Origin of the sequence: Enterococcus sp. PF1-24, from assembly GCF_029893325.1 — a bacterium.
Classification (GTDB): domain Bacteria; phylum Bacillota; class Bacilli; order Lactobacillales; family Enterococcaceae; genus HY326.
The window spans coordinates 21,634-32,576 of sequence record NZ_JARXWL010000030.1; the positions used below are offsets into that span (position 1 = coordinate 21,634).

Genomic DNA, 10,943 nt, shown 5'->3' on the forward strand with positions numbered 1-10,943 from the left:
AGCTAGATTTCAAAAGAAGAAAATTTACAATAGCCATTGGTCTTAGCAGCAATAGCTGTTATACTATGATTCGTAGAAATTTTTTCAAGGAAATAAAATAAATACTCTTTAAAATCATTGGGAAGGAACCAATCATGAACGTGAACCATTTTATTCGCAAAAAGGCGCGAGCTTTTAGCCGCTTTTCTGCTAAGCATTTTACTTCTATTCAAATTATCGTTATTTACTATGTCATTATGACGCTATTAACGATGTTTTTATTTTCATTGCCCATTTTTCGTAAAGCTGACTCGCATATTTCATTAATGGATTTATTTTTTATGGCGGTTAGTACGGTTAGTGTGACGGGGTTAACTACCTTTAACATTAACGATGTTTTTAACGAAGCGGGCATTATTTTATTAGAAGTGATGTTTCAAATTGGTGGTTTAGGCATTATGATGATTTCCACTTTTTTCTTTATGATTTCTAAACGGCGCATCACCTTGAAACAACGACAACTAATTATGACCGATATGAATCAGCCGAAGCTTAGTGGTGTCGTAAAAATGATTCGCATTACTTTAGGAATTTTAGTTTTCTTTCAACTCATTTTCGGTGTCTTCTTCTCTATTTATTTTCATATTAAAGATTATTACGATAATTTATTTGATACGATTTTTCATGGCTTTTATCAGTCGATATCGGCCGTTACCAATTCGGGTTTTGATATTACTGGTAATTCCATTATGCCTTTTGCAAATGACTATCTTTTCTTAATTGTCATTATGTTTTTAATTTTCATTGGCGGTATCGGTTTTCCGGTTTTAATGGAGTGTTATGAATGGTTTACTTTCAAAAAAACCAAACATAATTTACCTTTTCGCTTTTCGTTATTTGCTAAAATCGCCATGTGGTCCTTTGTGATTTTATTTATCGGTGGTGCTTTAGCGATTTACTTATTGGAAAAAGACCATTATCTCGCAGGAAAATCACCTTTAGAGCAAGGAATTATTTCAATGTTTTATTCCATGACCACCCGTAACGCTGGCTTGCAAATCAACCCTTTAGGCGATTTTCAAATCTCGACTTTGCTACTGTTTTCTTGTTTAATGTTTATTGGCTGTAGCCCTAGCTCAGTTGGTGGGGGGATTCGGACCACCACGATTGCGATTTTATTTTTATCAATTATTTCTTTCTTAAAAGGGGAAAGTAATGTTAATATTTTTGGTCGCAAAATTCCTGATGAAGATGTCCGCAAATCAATGGTGATTTTTATGTTGTCTTTAGGTATGTGCTTTGCTAGCGTCTTATTTTTAAGCGCTACAGAAAATCACACCTTAATTTCAATTATTTTAGAAGTCGCTTCAGCTTTCGGGACTACCGGTTTATCATTAGGTATCACGCCTAATTTAAGCACCAGCGGCCAATTAACAATCGCTTTATTAATGTTTATTGGTCGGGTGGGCATGTTGTACACTTTAATGCTCTTTGTACCAAAAGAACGCCGTGATAGCGGTTATGAATATCCTACAGAAAAAATTATTATCGGGTAAATTTACTAACTTATCTTTAAGAAGAAACAGCAAAATTTAATTTTTCAGCTGGAATATGGTAAGATAAGTTGATTAAAAATAAAACTTTAGCGTTTTACGCTTTATCACATAGGAGGTTTCTTTATTCATGGGCTTACGCAGTCAAGTGGCAATTACTGCTGGCAAACTCTCCCACTGGGTTTTAAAAACGTTTTTTAACGGTGGCTCTAGTTTTCCAGGTAATCTTGCATTAAAAATTGATCCTAAAATTTTAGATACCTTTGCCAAAGATTACAAAGTAATCGTCGTTACTGGTACCAATGGTAAAACTTTAACAACTGCTTTAACTGTTAATATTTTGAATCAACAATTTCCTGGCGTAGTTACCAATCCTACCGGCGCCAATATGGTGCAAGGAATTGTTTCAACTTTCTTACAAGCGCCGAAAACTCGTAGCAAAGATAAATTTGCGGTGTTGGAAATTGACGAAGCTAGCTTATCAAAAGTCACTGAATATATTAAACCAGAATTATTTGTCTTTACTAATATTTTCCGTGATCAAATGGATCGTTACGGTGAAATTTATACAACTTATCGGTTAATTGTTGAAGGCGCGGCTAAAGCACCCGCAGCACCACTGATTTGTAATGGGGATTCACCGATTTTTAATTCTTTAGAAACCGTCAACCCTCGTAAATATTACGGTTTTAATCATTTACCTGAAAAAGAACAATTGGCTCATTATAATACTGACGGGATTCTTTGCCCTCATTGCCAACATATCTTACATTATAAAATGATTACTTACGCTAATTTAGGGGATTATTACTGCCCGAATTGTGATTTTAAACGGCCGGCTTTAGATTATCAATTAACTGAAATGAAGGCGATGGATAATTTATCCGCTGATTTTGTGATTGATGGAGAAGATTACGGTATTGAAGTCGGCGGCATGTATAATGTTTATAACGCCCTAGCAGCAACCGCTGTCGCTGAATACTACGGAGTTACCCCTGATAAAATCCGCCAAGGCTTAGGCTATGATGAAAAAGTTTTTGGTCGTCAAGAAATTATCAATATCGACGGTAAAAAATGTACTTTAGTTTTAGTGAAAAATCCAGTTGGTTTAAACCAAGTGATTGATATGATGGGTTTAGCCCCTTATCCTTTTTCATTAGTTAGCCTTTTAAACGCTAATTACGCAGACGGCATTGATGTCAGCTGGATTTGGGATGGCAATCACGAAGCTTTCAGCCAAATGAATATTCCTGAAGTTATCGCTGGTGGCGAACGTCATCAAGACATGGCTTTACGTTTAAAAGTTGCTGGCATTGACGAAGATAAATTGACTGAAATTCCTGAATTAACTAAAGTCATTGAAGCAATTAAACAATTGCCAACAGAAAATGTTTATATTTTAGCAACTTATACAGCAGTTTTACAATTACGCAAAGAGTTAGCGCAACAAGGCTATTTAAAAGGAGGCATGAGCAATGGCTAATTATCAATTAAATCTCGCTCATCTTTACGGCAATCTTTTAAATACTTATGGCGACAATGGAAATCTGTTAATTTTACAATACTACGCAAAAAAAATGGGTATCACTTTAACAACGGAAATTGTCAGCTTACATCAAGCGTTTCAACCAGAGAAATTCGATTTAGTTTTCTTTGGCGGCGGTCAAGATTATGAACAAACCATTGTTTCAAAAGATATCCAAGGAAAAAAAGACGCCCTAACCAACTATATTGAAAATGACGGAGTCATCTTAGCAATTTGTGGCGGCTATCAATTATTAGGTCATTACTACACTGGCGCCAACGGTGAAAAAATTGCCGGAATTGGTGCGTTAGATCACTATACCTTAAGCCAAGATAATAATCGTTTTATTGGCGATATCGTCATTCATAACGAAGAATTTAACGAAACTTATTACGGTTTTGAAAATCACAACGGTCGCACTTTTTTAGGAAAAGGCGAACGACCTTTAGGGAAAGTCATTGAAGGTCATGGAAATAATGGCGATGATAACAGCGAAGGCGTGATTTATAAAAATGTTTTTGGTTCTTATTTCCACGGACCCATTCTTGCTCGTAATGAACATTTAGCAATTCGTCTGTTAAAACTGGCTTTAACTAAAAAATACGGGGAAGATATTCAACTTCCTTCAGAATTTTAACAAAAAAACCATTTCTCGCTAGCTTTTAGTTAACGAGAAATGGTTTTTATTTTATTAGGCTTTACCTGGTTCAGAAGCAATCACTTTCATAGCACCCAATAATTGCCATTGACTAATACCATTCGGTAAAATACAGCTACTACCCGCAATTAATGGATAAGTTTGGCCTTCAACCACTAATTCCCCGCTGCCTTCAATAACTGTCATTAAAGTATAAGGCGCTTGCGCTTTAACAACTAATTTACCTTCTACTTGCCACTCATAAACATTGAAAAACGGCGTTTCTAAATACGTTACAATCGCTGAATTCCCTTGGCGTGCTTCTTTAATTTTTAAAGTTGGCGTAACAGCCGGTACTGTCGTTACATCCACTGATTGCTGAATATGCAATTCTCGTGGTTTGCCTTGATCATCTTTACGATTATAATCATAAACTCGATAAGTTGTATCTGAGCTTTGTTGTGTTTCTAAAATCATAATGCCTTTACCAATTGCGTGAATAGTGCCACTCGGAACGTAGAAAAAGTCGCCTTTTTTAACTGGGACTTTTTTCAATAAAGCATCCCACTGCTCTTTTTCAATCATGCTAGCTAATTCTTCGCGACTCTTAGCATAGTGACCATAAATAATATGGACACCTGGTTCAGCATCAATAATGTACCAACATTCCGTTTTACCTAACTCACCTTCATGAGCCAAGCCATATTCATCATCAGGATGAACTTGTACAGATAAATCATCTTCTGCATCCAAAATTTTTGTTAATAATGGAAAAACTTCTTCTTCTGGCTGACCAAATAATTCTTTGTGATTTTTCCATAAATCATCTAATTTTTGACCTTTAAAGGGTCCGTTTTCAACAACTGATACACCATGGGGATGCGCGCTAATCGCCCAATCCTCACCAATTTTATCACTAGGTAAATCAAAGTTGAAAACTGTTTGTAGACGATTGCCGCCCCAAATTTTTTCTTGAAAAACAGGCTTTAAAAACAAAGGTTCCATTTGTCGTAACTCCTCATAAAATTATTTAATTTCAATTTTTTCAATAAAAATTTTTACCACGATTATTATATCACGATTTATTTTGAATAGCTTTCTCTTTTAAGTAACTTGCAATAATTTTATCTCGTTTCAACAAATATTCTTCCCGCCGATCAGTTGGGTGAACTCGATTAGATAAAAAAATGAAAGCTTCCTGCGCTAAAATATCAACTACTAAAAAAGTCCCGGTATAGCCAGTATGATACAAAATCGGCTGCTGATTAGCTAAATCAAACAACAAATCCCAACCAAGTGAGCGGGGCTTATCCGCTCCTAAAGTATAATCTTGCAATAAATTCCTAACTGTTTCAGCTTGCAGAAATGTTTGTTTAGCTACCTGACCTTGCGCCAATAACATTGCCACAAATTTATGCAAATCCGCTAAATTAGTAAATAACCCCGCATTCCCCGCTGACTCTGCTAAAACGCGGGCTTTGGGATCGTGAGTGATTCCTTTTAAAACACCTAATTCAGCCACTTTTTCGGTAGGAACTATTTTGGCATTATCAGTAGGTAAAAATCGACTGGCTGACATATTTAAAGGCTGTAAAACTTCTTTTTGAAAAATATCAACTACTGCTTCTTGATAAATTTCTTCCAACATAAAACCTAATAAAATCGTACCGGCATCAGTATATTGCACTTTTTTTCCTAATAAATCACCTGGTTGCAACTGATAGTAGGCGGCACGCAAGGCAGCTTTATCTAGTTGATTGCGATTAGGAATATAGGTTTGAATATCAGAAGTATGGGTTAATAAATGTCTTAGGGTAATCTTTTCGTCTTTAAAAGCTGGCAAATAATAATGCAATGCCTGGTCAAGTTCAACTTCTCCCGCTTCTAATAATTTTAAAAGGATAGTCGTTGTACAAACAACTTTCGTTAAAGAAGCCACGTCAAAAAGCATCTCGCTGGTTAATTTTATTGGTGAAGGATTTGTTTGAGCTAAGCCACTAATTTGTTGAAAAGTTGCTGCTGGTGAAATAAATTGATACGCCACACCACTAAACACACCTTCTTGGCAAAATTCTTCAATCAAAGCTTGTGTTTTTAAATACAAAGGCATCCCTCCTATTATTTTATTCACTGAAATTCTTAACTTTTAATTTATGATAACAAATTTAAGGAAAAGTACAAAGGGATAAATGCTTAGCAGAAATTTTTTATTAGATTTTCTTCGCTAAAAGCTGATGTTTCAATTTTCCTCGTGTATAATAAAGCTTGAAAGCGAGGTTTATGCTGTGTTTACAACTAATAATTTAAAAAAATTAAATGACTTAGAAATGGATATTTATGAATATGTAATTACTAATAAAGAAATCGTCCCCTCAATGCGTATTCGCGACTTAGCAAAAGCCGTAAATGTATCTACAACTACTATCCTGCGCTTTTGTAATAAATTAGGCTGTTCTGGTTTTACTGAATTCAAAATTAAGCTGCAATTAGAGTTGGAAACAGGAAATACCGTCAATGTTCAGTCAGATATTCAATTAACAATTGCCAATTTGGAAAGATTAGCTGTCAGCGGAATTGACGAAAAGATACTTGAAGCTTCTGAAATATTAAGTGCTGCTAAAAATATTGTCTTTTTAGGAATGGGTTCTTCAGCAATTTTATGTAAGTATGCGGTTCGCAGCTTGTTTTCTTTCGGAATTATCGCTAGCTATGTTGATGATCCTTATTATCCACTAAATGTTGATTTTCCTGAAGAAACAGTCTTTATAATCGTCTCTGTTTCTGGTGATACTCCAGATGTCGTTCAATTTATTAATAATTTCAAGAAAAAACATGGTAAGGTCATCAGTATTACTAATTATACCAACAATACGATTAGTCGCTTATCTGATTTAAATATCTCTTATTATGTTCATCCAGAATTTATTGGTATGAGTAACATTACTACGCAAGTTTCCGTCATTTACATTTTAGAATCCCTTGCTAAAAATACTTATAAATTAAAAATTCGTTGAAAGTAAAAACAAGAATTTCCCATTTGAAAATTCTTGTTTTTTTTTTGTGACAAATCATTACTTTTGTCACACGTTACTAAACGCTTTCAAAATCTATTCAAAGCCCTTTCTTTTCTATAGAATAGCCTTATAGAAGAAAAGGAGTTGTAAAATATGAAGTTTATATCTGAGAAAAACATGGATCGCGTGTTAGTAGTTGCTGATAAAATTGCTAACTTTCGCTATCTAAAGGGGATTAGTGATGGTTTGGCTAGTCTGCTGTCAATTACAATTGTTGGATCAATCTTTTTACTACTGGGGAATTTACCAATTAATGGTTATAGCGAGCTCTTAGCCAAGCTCGGGCTTGATCAAGTGTTACCTTTTGCTTATAACTGCTCTGTTGGCTTAATTGCGGTTTATGGAACTTTTTTTATTGCCCAACGCTTCGCACAAACCTTTGATATTGAAGGCAGTATTGCCGGTTTGCTATCATTAGTAGCTTTCTTTATTGTTACGCCAAGTGTAGCTAGTGAAGATTTTAATGGCTATGCTTTTACATGGTTAGGGGCACAAGGACTATTTGTAGCAATTATTATTTCTTTATTAATGAGCAGAATCTATGTTTTTATTATTCAAAAAGATTTTGTCATTAAAATGCCTGATGGTGTGCCACCAACGGTTTCTCGTTCTTTTGCGGCAATTATCCCAGCTTTTGTAATTATTACATTATCACTAGTTATTAAAGGCGTTTTTGCCATGACTTCATTTACCAGTATTCATCATTTTGTTTATCAATTCATTCAAACGCCGTTAGAACACATCGGTGGTAGTTTCGCCGGAATTATGGTTGCTATTCTCGTTATGCAAATTCTTTGGGTAATGGGGATTCACGGTTCTTTAATTGTTTATAATATTATGACACCAATTTTTTTATCATTAGATACAGCAAACTTAACAGCTTTTTCAAATGGTGAAGCTTTACCTAATATTGTTGGCGGTGCCTTCATGAATATGTTCGCTGAACTAGGCGGTGCAGGTTGTACCATTGGTTTAAATCTACTTATGCTCTTTATGGCACGCAGTCAAAGGTATAAAACTTTAGGTCGCTTAGCGATTGTGCCAAGTATCGGCCGAATTAACGAACCAATTGTTTTCGGAACACCGTTAGTTATGAATCCAATTATGGCAATTCCTTTTATCGTAGCGCCATTAGCATGTGCTACTTTTGGTTATGTAACTATTTCTTTAGGTATTTTCCCACGTTTAATCGGTGCTTCTGTTCCAATGGGGATTCCTGTTGTTATTCAAGGCTTGCTGCAAGGAAGTTGGAAATTAGCAGTTTTACACATACTATGTATTATTATAGCAACTTTGATTTATTTACCATTCTTCCGAATTTTAGATAAACAAGCTTATGAAGAAGAAAATAATATTCAACCGGCTGAGGAAGGAACTTATTAAATGACACTCTCAAAAAACTTTTTATGGGGTGGCGCTATTTCTGCCAATCAATCAGAAGGTGCCTACCTAGCAGATGGAAAAGGCTTATCTAACTTTGATAAGTTACCATTAAATGATCAACGTCTAAAAACGGTTTATACCGATCAAGAAAATATTTTAGATGATCCAACCGCTTTTTTTCCAAGTCATCAGGCTATTAATTTTTATCAAACCTATCATGAAGATATTAAATTACTTGCTGAAATGGGGATTAAATGTTTTCGCTTTTCAATTGCTTGGACACGTCTTTTTCCAACCGGCATGGAAGAAGTAGCAAATCCGAATGGGGTAGCTTTTTACGATGATTTAATTGACACTTTATTAAGTTATCAAATTGAACCTTTAGTTACTATCAGTCATTTTGATATCCCTATGTATTTAGTTGAAAATTTTGGCGGTTGGGCCGGTCGGGAAACGGTGGATGCTCACTTTACCTTTGCAAAATTTGTGGTTAATCGCTATCATGAAAAAGTTAAATATTGGATTCCTTTTAACGAAATGAATATGCTCTTGCACATCCCTTTTGTCGGCGGCGGTTTAACTTTCACTTCAACAGAAAATAAATTGCAAAAACAATATCAGGCCGCTCATCATCAATTAGTTGCCAACGCTAGAATTATTGAATTTGGTAAAAATTTAAATTCTGATTTACAATTTGGTAGTATGTTAGCTGCTGGAAAATCTTATGCTTATACCGCTAAACCTGAAGATAATTTGGCTTTAATGTTAAAAGAAAGAAATCTATTTTTCTTCGGTGATGTTCAGGCTCGTGGTAAATATCCGAATTATGTTGAAGGTCTTTTTGAAAAAGAAAATATTCACCTAGAGATGCAGCCAGATGATAAAAAGCTCTTAGCTGAAAATACTGTAGATTTTATTTCTTTTAGTTATTACTCTAGTGATTGTGTAGCTGAAGATGATACTAATTTAGAAAAAGTACGAACAAATGGTTTTACAACGATTAAAAACCCTAACTTAGTTTCACGAAATAACTCATGGCAAATTGATGAAATTGGTTTACGGATTATGATGAATAATTTATACGACCGCTATAATTTGCCCTTGTTTATTGTTGAAAATGGCTTAGGGACACCTGATGAGCTTTCGGAAGATGGTTGTGTTCATGATGATTATCGTATTGATTACTTGGATAGACATTTACGTCAAATGATTACTGCTGTTGAAGAAGATCATATTGAATTGCTGGGCTACACCTCTTGGGGGTGTATTGATTTAACTAGTGTCACAGAGGGACGAATGAGTAAACGCTACGGTTATATTTATGTGGACATTGATGATTATGGTCAAGGTAGCCACAAGCGTTATCCTAAAGATAGTTATTATTGGTATCAAAAGGTCATTCAATCCAATGGCGAAAACTTAAAATAATTTGTAAAGTAGCTATTTCGATAGCTACTTTTTTTGTAATTGACAGCTATCCTTTACAGTGATATATTTATCACACACAAAAAGATACAAATATATCACATAGTTTTAAAATTAACTGGATAACATACGGCACGAAAAGGAGTTGAAATTATTGTTCAATCAACGGGTTTCACATTGGATGGGTTATTTAGGATTTTTGGGTTGTTTGGGGTTTTTAGGTTTTCTACCACAGCTTTCCTTTGCGTTAATCTTTTTTGTTTTCTTTGGCTTTTTCGGATTTTTTTGGGAGAGCAAATTAAATAAAGAAAAACCTGATGAGCGACTAGTGGAAAATCTTGCACGAGCTAAAAATATTTGTTGGCGGATTGGTTTTGGTGCTATTTTTTGCTTAATGATTTTATTAAATAGAACTTCATTAAATTTTTCTATAAAATATCATTGTCTAATTGCGATTATTTCTCTTAGTTTTGGCTTAACACAGCTTTTCATTCCTTTTTTAACTTATCGTTTTGATAAGAATGAGGAAAGTTAATGCTGACTAATAAAATTAAAGAATATCGTGAAAAACAAAATATTACCCAACAAGAAATAGCTGATTTAACTGACGTGCGGCGGGAAACTATTAGTCGCTTAGAACAAAATAAATACAATCCTTCCTTAGAGTTAGCTATGAAAATAGCTTATTATCTTAACGTCAGCGTTGAAGAGCTCTTTAATTGGGAAAAAGATCAATAGAAAGCAGGTTTTTCTTTGTTAAAAATTATCCATGCACAACTAAAAGACTTACCAAAAATTGTAGCGATTTATAATCAAAGCATTCCTTCCCGTTTAGCGACGGCTGATTTAGAAGAAATTACGGTGGCTTCAAGAGAAGCCTGGTTTCATGCTCATCAGCCAGATACCCGTCCTTTGTGGATAATTCAAGAAGCTGAGGAAATAATCGGCTGGCTTAGTTTAAGTGATTTTTATGGACGTCCCGCTTATCAACAAACCGCTGAAATCAGTATTTACTTAGCGGATACTTGCCAAGGAAAAGGGATTGGTCAAGCGGCGCTGACTTTTGTTGAAAGTCAACTATCACAACTAAATGTCACTACCTTATTAGCTTTTGTATTTGCTCACAACACAAGTAGCATTCATTTATTTGAAAAAAACGGCTTTACTACTTGGGGACTTTTACCCGAAGTGGCTTTGATGGATCAAGATAGACGTGATTTACAAATTTTAGGGAAAAAATATTCTTCTTAAAAAAGAGGCAAAGGGGAATGCAGGGAATGCAACTACTTTTTGACACAATTTAAAAAGAGCATCTCATTTTAGTCATCTTTTTCCGGTAATCTACTGGTGAAAGGTGACCTAATTTC

11 protein-coding genes are annotated in these 10,943 nt (G+C 34.8%); 9 read left to right on the forward strand and 2 right to left on the reverse strand.

Translation table 11 applies throughout. From position 1 onward, the window contains the following. Positions 1-134 precede the first annotated feature (134 nt). From M2139_RS11850 to M2139_RS11860, 3 genes are all read left to right on the forward strand, one after another. Positions 135-1,535, forward strand: a complete 1,401-nt coding sequence (locus tag M2139_RS11850) for a TrkH family potassium uptake protein (protein WP_280739071.1) — start codon at positions 135-137, stop codon at positions 1,533-1,535. Between the two features lie 127 nt (positions 1,536-1,662). After that, complete coding sequence (locus tag M2139_RS11855; protein ID WP_280739072.1) at positions 1,663-3,015, forward strand: Mur ligase family protein; 1,353 nt, start codon at positions 1,663-1,665, stop codon at positions 3,013-3,015. Next, on the forward strand, positions 3,008-3,694 hold the full coding sequence (locus M2139_RS11860; protein ID WP_280739073.1) for an adenosylcobyric acid synthase: 687 nt from the start codon (positions 3,008-3,010) through the stop codon (positions 3,692-3,694). The genes M2139_RS11855 and M2139_RS11860 overlap by 8 nt, the downstream gene beginning before the upstream one ends. Before the next feature lie 54 nt (positions 3,695-3,748). Here the strand turns inward: M2139_RS11860 and manA are convergent, their stop codons facing one another. Then, entirely contained in the window at positions 3,749-4,699 is a 951-nt protein-coding gene (gene manA, locus M2139_RS11865) for a mannose-6-phosphate isomerase, class I (RefSeq protein WP_280739074.1), read from the reverse strand. A 70-nt stretch (positions 4,700-4,769) separates the two neighbouring features. Next, positions 4,770-5,798: a serine hydrolase domain-containing protein gene (locus tag M2139_RS11870; protein ID WP_280739075.1), complete on the reverse strand. Its 1,029-nt coding sequence runs from the start codon at positions 5,796-5,798 to the stop codon at positions 4,770-4,772. A 181-nt stretch (positions 5,799-5,979) separates the two neighbouring features. Here M2139_RS11870 and M2139_RS11875 point away from each other — a divergent pair, with 181 nt between their 5' ends. The 6 genes from M2139_RS11875 (at position 5,980) to M2139_RS11900 (ending at position 10,827) form a co-directional block, all read left to right on the forward strand. Continuing rightward, positions 5,980-6,708 (forward strand): MurR/RpiR family transcriptional regulator, encoded by a 729-nt coding sequence (locus M2139_RS11875; RefSeq protein WP_280739076.1) that lies wholly within the window; start codon positions 5,980-5,982, stop codon positions 6,706-6,708. Positions 6,709-6,861: 153 nt separating this feature from the next. After that, on the forward strand, positions 6,862-8,151 hold the full coding sequence (locus M2139_RS11880; RefSeq protein ID WP_280739077.1) for a PTS transporter subunit EIIC: 1,290 nt from the start codon (positions 6,862-6,864) through the stop codon (positions 8,149-8,151). Continuing rightward, on the forward strand, positions 8,152-9,579 hold the full coding sequence (locus tag M2139_RS11885; protein WP_280739078.1) for a family 1 glycosylhydrolase: 1,428 nt from the start codon (positions 8,152-8,154) through the stop codon (positions 9,577-9,579). Between the two features lie 151 nt (positions 9,580-9,730). After that, complete coding sequence (locus M2139_RS11890) at positions 9,731-10,111, forward strand: DUF3796 domain-containing protein (protein ID WP_280739079.1); 381 nt, start codon at positions 9,731-9,733, stop codon at positions 10,109-10,111. Further along, a complete protein-coding gene (locus M2139_RS11895) occupies positions 10,111-10,314 on the forward strand; it encodes a helix-turn-helix transcriptional regulator (protein ID WP_280739080.1) in 204 nt (67 codons plus the stop codon). Before M2139_RS11890 ends, M2139_RS11895 begins: the two co-directional genes overlap by 1 nt. Positions 10,315-10,329: 15 nt before the next feature. Further along, positions 10,330-10,827: a GNAT family N-acetyltransferase gene (locus tag M2139_RS11900; RefSeq protein ID WP_280739081.1), complete on the forward strand. Its 498-nt coding sequence runs from the start codon at positions 10,330-10,332 to the stop codon at positions 10,825-10,827. Positions 10,828-10,943 lie beyond the last annotated feature (116 nt).